Raw genomic sequence first — 16,047 nt, forward strand, 5'->3', positions numbered from 1 at the left:
TACTAAAAATAGGTTAGGACAGTGTTAATTCCATAATCACTGTCGTGCCTTGTTCAAACAATTCTTCCGTCTCGGTATCCACGGCTGGAGCGGCCTGTTCTGGATAATGCATACCATTTGCTTCGATAAGAAAAAAATCAAATTTCTGGGCCAGCGCTTTAATTGCACTGTTAGAACGTTCTAACAAAGCTGCCGCAGCTGCCAGATCAGCGCATTGTTTGGTTTTACTAATTTGTTTAAAAACACCGATGCCATTGTCTTGCACAGTAAGCTCAATATGGTCAGCGGTTTGTTCAGCGATTACATGCATGCTATTTCCTTGCGAATGTTGAGAAGCATTATTCGCGATAGCGGTAAAACTGGAACTAATTAATTTACGTAGGTTTTCATTTAAGTCCTGCATTAAAAAAGGCGCAAAGTCGCGTTGCCAAATCTGTTCCGCATCACCCAGCGGCAAGCTATAACTTTGCATTACCGTGATGTTGGATGCCGCTTCAAAAATTGGTCGATTAACGGCACCAGTGCGCTTGATGACACCGGCCTGCTCCAATTTTTTAACCGTGGCAGAGGCAGTGGAGCTACTCACTTGATAGCGACTTGCCAACGCTTTAATCAGATCATGCGCGTGCAACGATAACGCGCTCGTAACCCAACTTTTTGCCTCATCAAAATCAATTTTAGCCATGCTTTTCACCTTCTATCGAGAATGGCAGGAATTGTAACGTTTTTGCCTATTGGCAGGTTAGGTTTTGCTTGCAACATGCAGAATCAATCTTGGCATTTGCGCAAAATATTCACGTACAACTAGCCAATATTTCAAGTTGGTTAACTAAAAACAATTTATTTATTAAATTTATCTACTAATATTTAAACTTAAACAAATATTTGCCGTTAATAGCAGCACACAACAGCGTCACGCTTACAAAGTATCCAGATATTCACTGACACCCAACGTTTTTTAATGCTGTCTCTTTTTGCCGGGAGAGAGATGAATAATTCGTCATTGCGCATACAACTGCATATCACAATTATATTTTTGATATTGTTTGTCTCATCAGCAATTGTTGGAATTATGGTGTTGGCAATACCCCGCGCTGACTTTATAGGCGGCATTTCCCGCAACTTATTTCAAAGTATTGCATTGGTTGTGGTGTTTATTATATTGACCTTAATAATCGGCTTATCTGTCATTGAGCATATGTTGCGCGATATTCGGCACATCACTCAAGTCGCAAAAAAAATGGGGCAAGGCGAACCATTACCACGCCCTCATAACTATCGCAAAGATGAAATTGGGCACTTAGTAAAAACATTTATTGAGATGGAAAACAAGCTGCGTTTTGATTGTTTAACACATATATATAACCGTGATTTCTTAATCGCTCAGATCGAGTTTTTAGAACGGCACGCAGCACAACACCCTTCTAAGAAGGTAAGTTTTACTTTATTGTTTTTAGATCTGGATAAATTCAAAACCATTAACGATAGTTACGGCCATGCGGCTGGCGATCAACTATTAATTGTCATCGCCGCCAGACTCAAAGCCGCCGTGCGCGAAACAGATACCGTGGCACGCTTTGGTGGCGATGAATTTGTTGTGCTACTCAATGGCGCTAGCAACAATATTGACATCGAAACCACCGTTGATAAAATCCATGCACTGGTTGAACAGCCAATTGCGCTCTCAAACACCATCGTTTCCGTGCGTGTTTCTATTGGCTGGGCAACTTTCCCTCTCGACGCGTCGAATTATCCCAAATTGGTCGAAATCGCTGACAAACGTATGTTTTCCAGTAAAAAATCACGGAATGACGTGCATTTGCGATTAGTTGAATAGGGTTTCTTTTTGCCCTAGCCACTCAATCAACTGCTCAGAAGGAATTGCCCGGTTGATGTAATTCCCTTGTGCCTGGTCACAACCCATCTTCGTTAACAATGCCATAACAGCGGCATCTTCCACGCCTTCCGCAACGACGCGGAGCCCCATGTTGTGACCAAGATCAATCGTTGATTTAACGATTTTCCTATCGTCGCTATCATTTTCCATATGCATAACAAAGGACTTATCAATTTTTAGCTCGTCAACCGGCAAGCGCTTTAAATAGGCCAGCGACGAATATCCGGTACCAAAATCATCGATAGAAAGTTCAACGCCCATCGCATTTAAACGCTCTAAAGTAACTTGCGCCCGATGCGGATCATTCATGATCGCGCTTTCAGTAATCTCTAAACAAAATGACGATGTTTTTACCCGATGACGGGTCAGGATATCGGCAAATTTAACCGGTAAATCCTGGTCCAGTAAATCGTGCGTCGAAATGTTGACGGATATTTTTAAGTGAATTCCATGTGTGATTAATTCTGTGCATAAAGCAGCTGACTTATCTAATATCCAACGTGTCAGCAAGCGAATGATGCCGGTTTGTTCGGCAAAAGGAATGAATTGATCTGGCACCAAAAAGCCGCGGGTTGGATGTTCCCAACGCATCAATGCCTCGATGCCAACCACCTCTTTTTCGCCCAAGCTTAATTTTGGCTGCACATATAAGCGCAATTGGTTTTCTTGAATCGCGCAGCGCAATTCGCTCAACAGCGACAGATTTTGCTGACTGCTTTGATCTATTTCCGGTCTGTAAACCGTAAAATTACTGCCCACATTGCGCTTCGCGGCATACATGGCAACTTCGGCGTGACTTAATAGTATTTCAGCATCTTCGCCATGTTCTGGGTAGCCAGCCAAACCAATTCCGGCACCCAAATCTACGGCCTGGTCTTCTAATGTAATCGGCTGTTCAAGCATTAACAAAATGATGAGCGCTGCTTCTTGTGCCGCATTTAAATTTGAATTGGGTAGCAATAACGCGAATTCGTCACCGCCTAATCTAGCCAACTGAGCACCTGGCAGTGCTTCGCGCAAACGGCTCGCAACTTTTTTAAGTAATAAGTCGCCGAAACTGTGTCCCATGATGTCATTCACATGTTTGAATCTATCTAAATCCATCATGAGTACAAAACACGATTGCGAGGTTTGTTCAGTTGCTGCGACGGCTTTAGTTGCTGCAATCGCCTGCTTTAGCAAAAAGGTAAATTGCGCCCGATTCGGCAAGTCAGTTAAAGTGTCCCAATACGCCAATCGTTTAATTTCATTTTCACGGTGAGCAATCCCATCGCGCATACTGACAAAGGCGTGCGCCAACTCGCTAATTTCCCCGTCGCCACTGACTTGAATAGGCGAATCGTAATCACCGGCGCCTAAGCGTTTAGCGATGTCACGCAATTGCCGCAACGGCTGACTAATGCGTTTAGTAAAGGTAATGCTGCCAATGACGGCAACCGCAAGACTGAATAGCGTGAGCAGAATCAAACCAATTTGAATTTTATTATACGGCGCAACCATGTCGCTAATTGAACCCTGAATAACCACAATCGCGTCGGCTGATGGCGGCTTGGTTAGTGCCATCATCTCCATGCTATATTCACTGTCGTTTAACACTACTTTTTTGGCTTCAGTAGCAATTGAACTGGGTACATTTTTTGCTAATGTTTCTGCTTCCGAATTACTCAAGCTGGAACTGACCACCTGCCAATACTGCTTGTCTTTGATTAGCATGGTGACTTGCAGCGGTGTGAGTTGGCGCATCTCCAAGATGATATTATTTTCTAATGGAAAAGCCATCACAATCCAGGCAGTCGAGGTCGGCGTTTTGAGCAAGGCTGCGATCAATTGAGTAGGGTAATGATTATTCACTACAATGCTGCTGGCATAACCTTGCTGCTCAGCGCCTGATATCAACGCGATACTGGCTTGTTTTAATTGCGAGGAAAGTTGTCGCGACGAGGTGACCTGAATCTGATTATCCATCCCGATCAACATACCCATACTGGCATTCATTTGAGCACATTGCTTAGCGAGAATGGATTCAATTTTAATACTGTCGGCATTACTTACATTGCTCAGCGCCTCCAAAAAATTGCTATCACTGGTCAACTTTGTGACTTTTTCCGTCAGCTTCATTGTGTGTTGATCTAACAGCCGCTGAATCGCCCGTTCGCTATGTGCGAGGCCCATCTCCATGCTGGAGCGTGCTTTACTTTCTAGTGCGCTGCGTAGTGAAAAAAATCCAGCTAGCTGCACACCCAAAATAATTAAAATAAACAGCGTAACAATTCGGCTTTCAATACTACGCATAGCGATTCCAACTCATGTTTTTCCCATTCATTAAGTTTGGTGTTGAGAAATAACGACTGCTAGCCCCCCGTTCTCACAACTTAACAACATTGTTCCTCGAGGTACGGCATAAAACCGCCATACAAGTTGCTCTTATGAATTATTTTTGTTAGCGTACCGTGGGATGGCTGCCGTGTAGAATTTTATAGCAATAATGCTACGCTATAATTTTATTTTCATTTAAAGCGCATTGCTAACTGAAAGAGTTACATGACCGAAATTGTGTTTGATTACATTGTAATAGGCGGCGGTTCAGGTGCGTGCGCCACTGCGGGGCGCTTGAGTGAAGACAGCACTAAAACGGTCTTGGTTTTAGAAGCGGGTGGCGAAGGAAAAGACTGGGCAATACGCATCCCGGCCGGCGCCATTACCATGCTTCCCACAAAATACAACAACTGGGCTTTTCAAACCGTTCCGCAAGCGGGCTTAAATGGGCGGCGCGGTTACCAGCCACGTGGTAAAGCACTAGGTGGTTCTTCCGTGCTGAATGCCATGGTCTACATACGCGGCCAGGCTAGCGACTACGATCATTGGGCCGCATTAGGCAATACCGGCTGGTCGTTTAATGAGTTGCTCCCCTACTTTAAACGTGCTGAAAACAATGCTGATTTTACCGACGCATTTCACGGCAATAACGGCCCTTTGCATGTAGGAAAACTGCGCACTGATAACCCGTTTCAACAGATCTATTTAAACGCAGCGCAACAAGCCGGCTTCCCACTCAACAACGACTTTAATGGCGTATCGCAAGAAGGTGCCGGCACTTATCAAGTAACGCAATTTAATGGCGAACGCTGGAGTGCGGCGCGCGCCTACCTTGAACCACATCGCGCCACCCGATCCAATTTGCACGTCATGACCGGTGCGCATGTAACGCAAATTTTGTTTGAAGATGAAGAAGTCGCGATAGCCAATCAAAAACGTGCTGTTGCGGTTAAATTCACCCACAACGGCCAAGTAAAAACCGCAAGGGCTAAAAGTGAAATTATTCTCGCCGCCGGCGCTTTACAATCCCCTCAACTATTAATGTTGTCCGGCGTTGGCGATCGCACTGAATTAGAAAAACTTGGTATTCCAGTGGTTCATCACTTACCAGGAGTCGGGAATAATTTACAGGACCACCCAGATATGGTGCTGAACTATACCGCCAACAGTCTCGATTTAATGGGATTTTCAGTATCCGGTGCATGGCGTATGGCGCGTGAATGCTGGCGTTACATTACAAAACGGCGCGGCATGCTAAGTACCAATTATGCCGAAGGCGGCGCTTTTTTAAAAACATCACCAGAATTACCCAGCCCGGATGTACAACTGCATTTTGTGATTGGCGTGGTTGAAGACCACGCACGCAAGCTGCGTTGGGGGCACGGCTATTCTTGCCATGTCTGCATACTGCGTCCAAAAAGTCGTGGCAGCGTGCGCTTAGCCAGCGCCAATCCGCATACCGCGCCACTGATTGATCCCAACTTTTTTTCTGATCCAGATGATTTAGAAGTGATGCTAAAAGGCCTTAAACTAACCCAGAAATTAATGGATGCGCCAGCCTTAAAAAACATCCGTACCAGCGCCCTGACCGATGCCGATGCACACAGCGATGATGAGTTACGCGAATTGATACGGCAACGCGCCGACACCGTTTATCATCCCGTCGGCAGCTGCAAAATGGGGTTGGACGCGATGTCGGTGGTGGATCCGCAATTGCGCGTCTACGGAGTTAAAGGCTTGCGCATTGCTGACGCGTCCATCATGCCAACACTCATCAGCGGCAACACCAATGCGATTTGCATGGTGATTGGTGAAAAAGCCGCGGAATTTATTTTTAATGAGAAACATGACGAGACTTAGGCATTTTTCATATATCGTCCTTAAAAAAACTTAATATATTCAATGGGTTGCAAGTCGGCAAAGTGTGCCAAAACAAAAATGGTCGCTAAATATCCAGTTCCAACTGCCGCCCAACCGCCAACCCACCTGCGGGCACCTCATCCACCCCCACCAACCCACTCGCCTTAACGCCCAACAATCGCAATCTCTTTTCCAATGGCACACGCTTTAAACAAGCCCCTGCCGCCTGCCGGATTAACAAAGAATCTGCGGTGGGCTCCGGCAGCGTTAAATCTCGCGTCACCGATTTAAAATCGTCATAACGCAATTTAATCCCGATGGTACGGCTCAGATATCCTTTGCGCTGCAAATCCTCTGCTAATTTGCTGCACAGGGAAGTGAAAATTTCTGACAATACAGCGCGGTCATGACGCGCATGCAGATCGCGTTCAAAGGTGGTTTCGCGACTGATTGATTTGGTTTCTGACTCGGTAATCACCTCACGCCGGTCAATTCCGTGCGCTACTTCATTAAGCCAGATGGCATAGGTACGTCCAAACTCCTCTTGTAATATGGAGGTATCCATTTCAGCTAATTGGGCAATGGTGTTGACGCCCAAGGCCTCTAATTTTTGTGCCGCTTTAGGCCCAATGCCGTTAATTTTCCGCACATGTAAAGGCCAAATACGAGTGGGGATATCACTCATGCTTAGTACGGTTAATCCGTTCGGTTTTTCCAAGTCAGAACAAATTTTTGCCAGCAGCTTGTTCGGCGCTATCCCTATCGAGCAGCTTAAGCCGGTCGCCTCAAACACCGCATTTTTAATTCTTTGCGCCAGTTCCACGGTTTCACCGACTTCATTACTCAAATCGAGATAGATTTCATCTATGCCGCGATCTTCAATTTGCGACACGACGCTGGCAACCGCCGCTTTAAACAAACGCGAATAATGTCGATACGCGTCAAAATTGACCGGCAATAAAATAGCCTCCGGCGCAAGCTTGGCGGCCTTCATGGTTCCCATTCCAGAAAATACCCCCAGCGCACGCGCTTCGTAGGTGGAGGTAGTCAGCACCCCGCGCCCGACATAATCAGCCAGACGTGAAAATTGACGTGTGCCATCGGCCAGCAAAATGGGCCGATGCTCATTTCTGCCGCCAATCGCAACCGGCTTACCCCGCAACTCGGGATAGCTGATTAACTCGACGGATGCATAAAACGCGTCCATATCCAAGTGCGCTATGCGACGATTAATTAAACTAGTTTCCATGCTTTTACATTAAACCCGGGTTTCCCATTAAGAGTAAAATTAACTTTTAGTGTTATTTTTGTCAGTATAATTTGCTGTTCCGTTTTACATTTTCACCGGTCAAACCTGCATCAGGGCTATATTGCCAGATATTTGACCAGATCATGCCTGTGGGTGTTTAATCGTACTAAGCTTTATTTTTCTAAAATCAATAAACATAAAATAACACCAAGTTATTGTGTCTAAGGAGATAAAAGAATGAGTAGCATTTTCCCAGAATTACAAACGCCCCGGATCAAATTACGCGAACTCACTGAAAAAGATGCTGATGTGTTATTTGCGATGCACTCTAACTATTCCATCATGCAATGGTATGGCACCGATCACATGACGCAACGCGAAGATGCTCTTGCGTTAATCACCACCTTTGCCAATTTGCGTAAGCTGCCTTCTCCGGGCATTCGTTGGGGACTTTGCACACATGAATCGAACACATTATTAGGCACTTGCGGTTTTCATAGATGGAATAAAGAATGGAATTCCTGCACCATACGTTATGATTTAAAAGTCGAAGCACGCGGCAAAGGCTACATGCAAGAAGCGCTGCGCTGTGCGATAGTCTGGGCGTTTGCAAATATGAATTTGAACCGTATTGAAGCACAAATTCACCCCAATAATCGCGCTTCAATACTCTTGGTTGAAAAGCTTGGTTTTGTACGCGAAGGTTTAGCCAGAAAAGCGGGCTACTGGGGCGAACAATACTATGATTTATGTTTTTACAGTCTGCTAAAAAGCGAATTTTACGGCTAATAAATTTAATGATTTAGCTCAACTACTCTATGATTACACAATGAAAAAAATTTACCTTTACGTTGTCACGCTAACCGCCTTATTCATTAGCAGTATCGCTTTTGCGGCGACCAACTTACCTTATGATGAAACAGCCGATTCCGCAGTAAATATACAAACAGCATTAATCCAGGCAAAAGCCAACAAGAAAAACGTACTGCTTATTTTTGGTGCCAACTGGTGCAAAGATTGCGTTGAATTAGATCGCTCGTTAAAAGGTAAAAGCGCATCGCTCATAGATAAAAAATTTGTCGTGGTGAAAATCGATATAGGCCAATTTGATAAAAACCTGAACATTGCTAATGATTATGGTAATCCTATCAAAATGGGCATTCCTGCTGCCGTATTATTAAAGCCTGACAACACAGTGTTATACGCAACTCACGGGGGCGAGTTAGCCAACGCGCGCCATATGAGCGAACAAGGTGTTTATGATTTTTTTAATACCATTACTGCACAGCGCAAACCCATCGAATAAACACAGCACCGGGCTTCGGGCTTAACTTTTTACTCTTTACATGAACACCATGCACGGCAAGAATTCCTGCAATTCAGGATGACCACGCTTCCGTGCCGAATAAGGAAACACCATGAATCTCATTGACCCTATCGTTCAATTTTCCGCTGAAATTCAACAAATCCGACGTGACATCCACGCACATCCTGAACTTTGTTATCAAGAACAGCGGACCGCCGATGTCGTCGCTGACAAACTTACCGAATGGGGAATTCCGGTCCTACGCGGCATGGGCGTGACCGGCGTGGTTGGCATCATCAAACGCGGCACCAGCGAACGCGCAGTTGGCCTACGTGCGGATATGGATGCACTACCCATGCAAGAATTAAACACGTTTGCCCACACTTCAAAACATGCCGGGAAAATGCATGCTTGCGGACATGACGGACATACCGCCATGCTGTTAGGCGCCGCGCATTATCTGGCACAACATGGCACGTTTGACGGTACAGTTTATGTGATTTTTCAACCCGCCGAAGAAGGCGGCGCAGGTGCCAAACGCATGATCGAAGACGGCTTGTTTGTGCAATGCCCTATGGAAGCGGTGTTTGGCATGCACAACTGGCCGGGTATTCCACTTGGTCATTTTGGCGTAAAAGACGGGCCGATGATGGCGTCTTCTAACGAATTTGAAGTCACTATTAACGGCAAAGGTGCGCATGCTGCACAACCGCATAAAGGCATCGACCCAATTATGGTGGCCGTGCAAATTGCGCAAAGCTGGCAGACCATTGTGTCACGCAACGTTAGTCCGGTAGATAGCGCGGTGCTTTCCATTACCCAAATTCACTCTGGCAGTGCCACCAACGTCATCCCCGACCAAGCCACCCTAATCGGCACTGTGCGCACCTTTAAAGAATCCGTTTTGGACCAGGTTGAAACCAACATGCAACGGATCGCCGAACATACTGCAAAGGGATTTGAGGCGCAGGTTGAATTCAATTTTAAGCGCAATTATCCTGCGCTATTAAATCACCCAAAAGAAACCGCCATCGCTGCCGACGTATTGCGCAGCATAGTCGGCAATAGCGCAGTCAATACCCAAATAGAACCAACCATGGGCGCGGAAGATTTTGCCTATATGCTACAAGCAAAGCCGGGCTGTTATGTATTTATAGGTAATGGCGATGGCGATCATCGCGAACACGGGCATGGCTTGGGACCATGCAACTTACATAATGCAAGCTACGATTTCAATGACCAACTACTACCTATTGGCGCTACTTATTGGGTACGTTTAGCCGAGCATTTTTTAGCATAAGAATCTACAACGTCGCATCAAAATTCTTCCCAATCACCCGGATCTGCTTTTGACGCTGCGGAGCTCGTTGCGGGTGCAGCAGCGTTTTTATTGGCCACCAAACGCGCCATTGCTGCTGGTTTATTCGGCACTTTCACCACGGGGCGCACAGTCGCTGTCACTTTTTTCGGACTAGCAACCGTTGTGGCCCGTGCCGCCACCCTACCTCCGCCGCCACTGAGTTTAAACTGACCGACTAATTTATTTAACACGGAAGTTTGCTGTTCCATTGAACTTGCCGCTGCGGCCGCTTCTTCCACCAAGGCGGCATTTTGTTGCGTCACTTGATCCATCTGCATAATGGCATCATTAACCTGTTGCACGCCGCTACTTTGCTCTTGGCTGGCAATAGTAATATCGGCCATGATCGTCGTCACTTTTTGAATGCTGGAAACCACTTCCTCCATCGTGCTACCGGCATGATTGACCAGGCGCGAACCCTCCTGTACTTTTTCTACCGAATTACCGATCAGCTCTTTAATTTCTTTAGCCGCACTGGCAGAACGTTGCGCCAAATTTCGCACTTCGGAAGCCACCACGGCAAATCCCCGCCCTTGTTCACCGGCGCGCGCCGCTTCCACTGCCGCATTCAACGCTAAAATATTGGTTTGAAATGCGATGCCATCAATCACGCCGATAATATCCACGATTTTTCTGGCAGAAGCATCAATCTCGCCCATCGTACTGACCACATCGGACACCACTTTACCGCCGCGTACCGCCACCTCGGATGCCGCAATCGAAAACTGATTGGCTTGACGGGCGTTATCCAGGTTTTGCTTCACGGTCGAGGTTAATTCTTCGGTAGATGCCGCGGTTTCTTCTAATGAGCCGGCCTGCCTTTCGGTACGCTGCGACAAATCCATATTCCCCGCCGCAATTTGAGAAGTCGCCACCGCTATCGTCTCGGAGCTCGCCCGTACTTCACCCATCACTTCGTTTAAATGCGCATTCATATCATGCAGCGCTTGCAATAAATGACCGGTTTCATCTTTTGAACTCACCACAATATGACTTGTTAAATCGCCACTAGCCACAGTCTGCGCAACCTGCAACGCTTCTTGCATCGGGATTGAAATCAATCTGTTTATCCAAATTGAAAACACTAAATTCACCGCCACACTAACTAGCAACAAACCAATAATCCAGGTTCTCGAACTTTGATATGTTTGCACTGAATCGGTATAAGATCTTGCACCGGCATTGGTATTAATATCCGCCATGTCATTGACCAATTGAATCATTTTGCTATTGGCTTGCGATGATTCAGTACCCATTAACACCATCGCTTCGTCAATTTTATTTTGATTTGATAATGCAATGATTTTGCTGTGTACCGCCAGATATTGATCCCACAAAGTCAGGTATTCAGCGAATTTGGCTTTTTCATCGGGGAAGGTCAGCAATTTTTCATAGATATCGCGGTTTTTTTTCGCATTGCTCAAATAAGTCTCTAAGCGTTGCTCATACTTCGCCTTGCCTGCCTCATCTTTGGCCAGTACATGCTCTAATTCTTGCGCGCGGTAAGACGCCATATTCGCTTTAACCTGCAAAATTGACACCGCGCTTGGCATCCAGTTATTGCCCAAATCATCTGTCGCCTGATTCACCTTAGCCAACTGCGTAATGGAGAAAACTCCCACTAAAATAGCGAGAAATACGCTCAAAGATGCGCTAACTAATAGCTTACTGGATATTTTCAAGTCTTTAAAAGAAAGCATGTCGTCACCTAAATATGGTAATTTTTACAAAAATTCTTTAAACGGAATGGACATTGCATTGAAACTACATCGTCAGTGATATGTGAGCAAAGACAGACTGAGTAAATATACTGTAGTGCACGATCTACTCTATTTCCATAAGAAAATTATAGATGCCGACTAAGCGAATATTCTAGGGAATGGGGGGTAAGCAGCGCCGAAAGGGGATCTTGGTCGCTACTGTTGGATGGGGATTAAATGATGGCGCAATGCGCGTTGCGCCATAGGGCAAGTTTAAATAGCTTACTTTAATTTCAATTTTTACTACGAATCAGACTTAGCCTCTACTTTAGTATCAACTTTTAAATCAGCCTTATGATGCGCGTTACGCCCCATTTTGGAGTGGTAGTCATCAAACGTTTTTTGCTGTTCTGGCGTCAATGCGGCATAAAAAGTTTTTAACGCTAGCAGGTTGGCCGTCATTTTAGCCTCATGCTCCTTGAGCATATTCAATTGCTGTTCCATACGTTCAGGGGTGGTTAATTTTTCCATAGCGGCGCGATCAAGTCGAGTAGGTTTAGCTGGTGCGGGCATGCTGGCAACGAAGTTTTTCCAGGCGGGCTCTTGTGCTTCGGTCAATTTTAATTGTTCGTGCAGCTGGGTCTGATGCTTCACCATATTCGCTTGCACGCTCTCCACCATTTTAGTCTGATCTTGACATGCACGACTCACATGTTCTTGCGCATTCACTAGCGCCGAAGCTGCGACAAAACCAAAGGCAATAAAACCAAATGCTATTTTTTTACCTAGGTGTTTTCCGATTTTTTTCATAGTCTTCCTTTATGCTATTGTGTCAGCCAAGTTTGGCAAGCTAGCAACTCGGCTGATAAGGTGAGGTACACTATCTTGCGCTGCCTTTGTAAATAAAGCATCTCAAAAATCATGTTAGTTGTATCGTGATGTTTCGAAATATTATTTTTTTAACTGCATTTCTCCTCACAACAAGTCACAACATTCCGATACAAACTCGACAATCAACTTCACTGAAATTCTTCATAATAGCCAAATGGATACAAATCAAATTTTAATCGTCGATGACGACCGCGAAATCCGCACTTTGCTGGCGGATTATTTGCAAACCAATGGCTATCGCTGCTTTATGGCGGCCGAAGGCAATGCGATGTGGCACACGCTGAATGAACATGACGTTGATTTAGTCGTGCTGGACCTGAATATGCCCGGCGAAGACGGTTTGACGTTGTGCCGTAATTTACGCGCCAAGTCATCACTTCCCGTCATTATGCTTACCGCGCGCAGTGAGCCTTTAGATCGTATTTTAGGTTTGGAAATGGGCGCAGACGATTATTTGCCTAAGCCATTCGAGCCGCGTGAATTGCTGGCCCGTATTCGCAGCGTATTACGACGTAGCAGCGGCCAGAGTCAAAGTACCAATGACAAAATTCAATTCCTGCGTTTTGCTGGCTGGACGCTGGATTTAACTGCCCGCCATTTGCTTGATCCTAAAGAAATGGTGGTGCTATTGTCCGGTGCTGAATTCCGCATGCTGAAGATTTTTTTAGAACATCCAAATCGAGTTTTAAATCGTGACCAGTTATTAAATATGACGCAAGGTCGGGATGCGGATCCGTTTGACCGCTCAATTGATATTCAAATTAGCCGCATTCGTCAAAAATTAGGCGAAGATGCGCGCTCGCCGCAAATTATTAAAACAGTACGTAATGGCGGATATGTGCTGGCTGTGAATGTGGAGACTGTGTGATTAAATCGTTATCTGGCCGGGTATTTTTAGTTTTATTGCTCGGCATTGTCGCCTCAGTCTGTCTTACTTTATGGCTCGCCTTAGGTGAGCGTCAAAATAGTTTAATTAAGTCTCGCGAATCGCATTTTTTAGAACGCGCTGAACAATTAGTCATGGCCATCGACGCTTTGCCGGCCGATAATCGCGGCGCGTTTATTAAAATGTTGCCGCGCTTGGGGATACGCATTAGCTTAGACCCTGATTTACGCGGTGCCTTAACCAGCAACACCGCGAATGCCAATGCGATGGCTGAAAGAATAGGCTCAGAGTTTCATGTCACCAGCTTACCTTTCGTCCAATGCCCTTCATTTGGCGGCTCCGGGCCTAACGCCGCGTGTGAAAATTTTGCCATTACCTTACACGACGGCACGCATTTATCTTTCGTCTTAATGCCGCCAAAAATGCCATTACCGCCGCTTACTGCCGATTTTTACCTATATTTATTGCTATTCCTGGTGTGTATTGCCAGCCTGGCGTATTTAGTTACACGCATGACTATTCGCCCTTTGCAAAAATTATCGCAAGCCGCTTTAGATTTAGGTAATGATATTAATCACCCACCGCTAGAAGTTGCTGGCGCGACCGAATTAAAACAAGCAAGCAGTGCCTTTAACGCCATGCAAGCGCGCATCCGCCACTATATTGAACAACGCACCCACATGCTGGCAGCAATTACCCATGACTTACAAACCCCGCTGACCCGCTTACGTTTGCGGATAGAAAAAGTGTCCGACCATGATTTGCGTGACCGACTGATTACCGATCTATCTGCCATGCAAGATATGGTGCGGGAAGGCTTAACTCTGGCTCGTAGCATGGACAGCTCTGAACAAAGACAATCCGTTAATTTAGATTCACTCATTGACAGTGCCGTCCTTGACGCTACTGATGCTGGCCAACCGGTCAAGTTAACCGGCGAAACCAATATGAGTATCAGAGCACAACCACAAGCCTTATTACGCTGTGTGAATAATCTAATTGATAACGCGCTTAAATACGGACATTACGCTAACGTTTCAGTAAACCGCGACAGTAATAACATCGCAATGATCCACATTCGCGATGGTGGCACCGGCATACCAGAGGGTGAATTAGAAAAAGTATTCACCCCGTTTTACCGGCTTGAAACTTCACGTTCCAGAGATAGCGGCGGCACCGGTTTAGGCTTAACCATTGCGCGCAATATTTGCGAACAACACGGTGGCACTTTAACGCTCAGAAACCATCCTGAAGGTGGTTTAGAAGCCACCTTAAAATTACCGGGTAAAGCCTTAACCAGCTAAATGGTAGGGGCATTTAATGCCCCTACCCACTTAGAAACAAGTCAAAATTCCCTCATAGCAACACCAAGTTGCCACTATCTGGTTCTATAATGATGTCCTCTAATTCATACTCACGGACACCATGAATATTCAGCTTGACGACATTGGCAAAATTATCCAACTCTCGATTGCTCCAGTGTTCATGCTCTCTGGCGTGGGAACGCATTTAATTGTACTGACCAACCGGCTTGCCAGAATTATTGACCGCTCCCGCAAATTAGAAGAAACGCTGACGCCTGAAGCACTACATCACGATATCGAGCTCGATGAACTTTATGCCCGCTCACACCTCATCAACCGCTCCATCACCTTATCGTGCCTGTGCGCATTGCTGATTTGTTTAGTGATTGCCACTTTATTTGTTAGTGATGCACTGGAAATAGCTTTAGCTAAACCGATAGCCAGTATGTTTGTGCTGGGAATTTTGTCGCTGATAGGAAGTTTTGTGTACTTTTTGCGGGAAATTTTTGTGGCAACCAGAACCTTGGAACGCGATCGATTGCGCCGTGGCGGTGGGATTATTCGCTCAGATCAGGCTTAAATTGCACTTTCTCCATATAGAGCCATTTAATTAATTGTAGGGTGGGCACAAAACCGTGCCCACCCTACGCGACTACTTATTCCTTAATCAGGCCCTCGGCCACCATCGCCGCATGTACAGCCGGACGTTCGGCAACCCGCGCCAAATATGCCTGGATTGTTGGCCAGTCAGCCAATGACAATTTAACGTGCGCACTCCATGAAAGCACCACGAATAAATACGCATCCGCCACGGTAAATTGACTACCTGCGATGTAATCCGAATTACCCAATTGTTTTGCTATCAAGCTAATACGCGGCAGCAAGGCATTAATTGCTACTTCTTTACCAGCATCACTCGTCGCCGGGTTAAACAGCGGCGAAAAACCTTTATGCAATTCAGTCCCAATGTAATTTAAGGTTTCCATTACGCGGTAACGTTCCATGCTGCCCGCTTTCGGTACCAAATGCTTTTCCGGAACCAAATCTGCCAGATACTGCACAATAACCGGTCCTTCAGTCAGAATGCTGCCATCATTTAATTGCAATGTTGGCACGTAACCTTTTGGGTTAATAGTCCGAAAATCAACGCCAGTAGCGGTTTGCTTGCTGCGTAAATCAACTTTTTCTAACGTATGCTCTAAGCCTGCTTCGCGCAAAACAATGTGTGGTGACAATGAACATGCGCCGGGTGCAAAATATAGTTTCATAACATTCTCC

The 16,047-nt window shown here is 45.7% G+C and carries 14 protein-coding genes; 8 read left to right on the forward strand and 6 right to left on the reverse strand.

Annotated features, from left to right (window positions below; all coding sequences use genetic code 11):
* Positions 1 to 13: 13 nt before the first annotated feature.
* Positions 14 to 685, reverse strand: a complete 672-nt coding sequence (locus S2091_RS06680) for an Lrp/AsnC family transcriptional regulator (protein WP_105531013.1) — start codon at positions 683 to 685, stop codon at positions 14 to 16.
* Between the two features lie 303 nt (positions 686 to 988).
* On the opposite strand from S2091_RS06680, the gene S2091_RS06685 reads away from it, so the two are divergent.
* Positions 989 to 1,837: a GGDEF domain-containing protein gene (locus S2091_RS06685; protein ID WP_165794934.1), complete on the forward strand. Its 849-nt coding sequence runs from the start codon at positions 989 to 991 to the stop codon at positions 1,835 to 1,837.
* Here the strand turns inward: S2091_RS06685 and S2091_RS06690 are convergent.
* Positions 1,826 to 4,189 carry a GGDEF domain-containing phosphodiesterase gene (locus S2091_RS06690; RefSeq protein ID WP_243405334.1) on the reverse strand — a complete coding sequence of 788 codons (2,364 nt, stop codon included), beginning with the start codon at positions 4,187 to 4,189 and terminating at the stop codon, positions 1,826 to 1,828. The genes S2091_RS06685 and S2091_RS06690 overlap by 12 nt on opposite strands.
* A gap of 249 nt (positions 4,190 to 4,438) precedes the next feature.
* Between S2091_RS06690 and S2091_RS06695 the strand changes: the two genes are divergently transcribed.
* On the forward strand, positions 4,439 to 6,073 hold the full coding sequence (locus S2091_RS06695) for a GMC family oxidoreductase (RefSeq protein WP_105531016.1): 1,635 nt from the start codon (positions 4,439 to 4,441) through the stop codon (positions 6,071 to 6,073).
* Positions 6,074 to 6,158: 85 nt separating this feature from the next.
* Here S2091_RS06695 and S2091_RS06700 read toward each other — a convergent pair whose 3' ends face one another.
* Positions 6,159 to 7,322, reverse strand: coding sequence for a DNA polymerase Y family protein (locus tag S2091_RS06700; protein ID WP_243405335.1), 1,164 nt, complete (start codon positions 7,320 to 7,322; stop codon positions 6,159 to 6,161).
* A 237-nt stretch (positions 7,323 to 7,559) separates the two neighbouring features.
* Here S2091_RS06700 and S2091_RS06705 point away from each other — a divergent pair, with 237 nt between their 5' ends.
* The 3 genes from S2091_RS06705 to S2091_RS06715 all read left to right on the forward strand — a co-directional run bounded on the left by S2091_RS06705 (position 7,560) and on the right by S2091_RS06715 (position 9,928).
* Positions 7,560 to 8,111, forward strand: a complete 552-nt coding sequence (locus S2091_RS06705) for a GNAT family N-acetyltransferase (RefSeq protein WP_105531017.1) — start codon at positions 7,560 to 7,562, stop codon at positions 8,109 to 8,111.
* A 40-nt stretch (positions 8,112 to 8,151) separates the two neighbouring features.
* Positions 8,152 to 8,628 (forward strand): thioredoxin family protein, encoded by a 477-nt coding sequence (locus S2091_RS06710; protein ID WP_105531018.1) that lies wholly within the window; start codon positions 8,152 to 8,154, stop codon positions 8,626 to 8,628.
* Between the two features lie 112 nt (positions 8,629 to 8,740).
* Complete coding sequence (locus S2091_RS06715; RefSeq protein WP_105531019.1) at positions 8,741 to 9,928, forward strand: M20 aminoacylase family protein; 1,188 nt, start codon at positions 8,741 to 8,743, stop codon at positions 9,926 to 9,928.
* Between the two features lie 17 nt (positions 9,929 to 9,945).
* Here the strand turns inward: S2091_RS06715 and S2091_RS06720 are convergent, their stop codons facing one another.
* Complete coding sequence (locus tag S2091_RS06720; protein WP_105531020.1) at positions 9,946 to 11,688, reverse strand: methyl-accepting chemotaxis protein; 1,743 nt, start codon at positions 11,686 to 11,688, stop codon at positions 9,946 to 9,948.
* 303 nt (positions 11,689 to 11,991) lie between these two features.
* The gene (locus S2091_RS06725) at positions 11,992 to 12,498 is read right to left on the reverse strand and encodes a Spy/CpxP family protein refolding chaperone (protein ID WP_105531021.1); all 507 of its coding nucleotides are present in this window, start codon (positions 12,496 to 12,498) and stop codon (positions 11,992 to 11,994) included.
* Between the two features lie 235 nt (positions 12,499 to 12,733).
* Here S2091_RS06725 and S2091_RS06730 point away from each other — a divergent pair, with 235 nt between their 5' ends.
* The 3 genes from S2091_RS06730 (at position 12,734) to S2091_RS06740 (ending at position 15,349) form a co-directional block, all read left to right on the forward strand.
* Positions 12,734 to 13,447, forward strand: coding sequence for a response regulator (locus S2091_RS06730; protein WP_105531022.1), 714 nt, complete (start codon positions 12,734 to 12,736; stop codon positions 13,445 to 13,447).
* A complete protein-coding gene (locus S2091_RS06735; RefSeq protein WP_105531023.1) occupies positions 13,444 to 14,769 on the forward strand; it encodes an ATP-binding protein in 1,326 nt (441 codons plus the stop codon). Before S2091_RS06730 ends, S2091_RS06735 begins: the two co-directional genes overlap by 4 nt.
* A 121-nt stretch (positions 14,770 to 14,890) precedes the next feature.
* Positions 14,891 to 15,349: a DUF2721 domain-containing protein gene (locus S2091_RS06740; RefSeq protein ID WP_105531024.1), complete on the forward strand. Its 459-nt coding sequence runs from the start codon at positions 14,891 to 14,893 to the stop codon at positions 15,347 to 15,349.
* 76 nt (positions 15,350 to 15,425) lie between these two features.
* Here the strand turns inward: S2091_RS06740 and gstA are convergent, their stop codons facing one another.
* Positions 15,426 to 16,037 (reverse strand): glutathione transferase GstA, encoded by a 612-nt coding sequence (gene gstA, locus S2091_RS06745; RefSeq protein ID WP_105531025.1) that lies wholly within the window; start codon positions 16,035 to 16,037, stop codon positions 15,426 to 15,428.
* Positions 16,038 to 16,047 lie beyond the last annotated feature (10 nt).

This window comes from Solimicrobium silvestre, assembly GCF_002976435.1.
In the GTDB taxonomy this organism is placed as follows: domain Bacteria; phylum Pseudomonadota; class Gammaproteobacteria; order Burkholderiales; family Burkholderiaceae_D; genus Solimicrobium; species Solimicrobium silvestre.

Excerpts from the sequence above, each read along its gene's own strand:
- S2091_RS06690 (WP_243405334.1), bottom strand. The coding sequence starts at position 4,189 with ATGCGTAGTATTGAAAGCCGAATTGTTACGCTGTTTATTTTAATTATT.
- S2091_RS06705 (WP_105531017.1), top strand. The coding sequence starts at position 7,560 with ATGAGTAGCATTTTCCCAGAATTACAAACGCCCCGGATCAAATTACGC.
- S2091_RS06720 (WP_105531020.1), bottom strand. The coding sequence starts at position 11,688 with ATGCTTTCTTTTAAAGACTTGAAAATATCCAGTAAGCTATTAGTTAGC.
- S2091_RS06730 (WP_105531022.1), top strand. The coding sequence starts at position 12,734 with ATGGATACAAATCAAATTTTAATCGTCGATGACGACCGCGAAATCCGC.
- S2091_RS06700 (WP_243405335.1), bottom strand. The coding sequence starts at position 7,322 with ATGGAAACTAGTTTAATTAATCGTCGCATAGCGCACTTGGATATGGAC.
- S2091_RS06680 (WP_105531013.1), bottom strand. The coding sequence starts at position 685 with ATGGCTAAAATTGATTTTGATGAGGCAAAAAGTTGGGTTACGAGCGCG.
- S2091_RS06740 (WP_105531024.1), top strand. The coding sequence starts at position 14,891 with ATGAATATTCAGCTTGACGACATTGGCAAAATTATCCAACTCTCGATT.
- S2091_RS06715 (WP_105531019.1), top strand. The coding sequence starts at position 8,741 with ATGAATCTCATTGACCCTATCGTTCAATTTTCCGCTGAAATTCAACAA.
- gstA (WP_105531025.1), bottom strand. The coding sequence starts at position 16,037 with ATGAAACTATATTTTGCACCCGGCGCATGTTCATTGTCACCACACATT.
- S2091_RS06725 (WP_105531021.1), bottom strand. The coding sequence starts at position 12,498 with ATGAAAAAAATCGGAAAACACCTAGGTAAAAAAATAGCATTTGGTTTT.
- S2091_RS06685 (WP_165794934.1), top strand. The coding sequence starts at position 989 with ATGAATAATTCGTCATTGCGCATACAACTGCATATCACAATTATATTT.
- S2091_RS06695 (WP_105531016.1), top strand. The coding sequence starts at position 4,439 with ATGACCGAAATTGTGTTTGATTACATTGTAATAGGCGGCGGTTCAGGT.
- S2091_RS06710 (WP_105531018.1), top strand. The coding sequence starts at position 8,152 with ATGAAAAAAATTTACCTTTACGTTGTCACGCTAACCGCCTTATTCATT.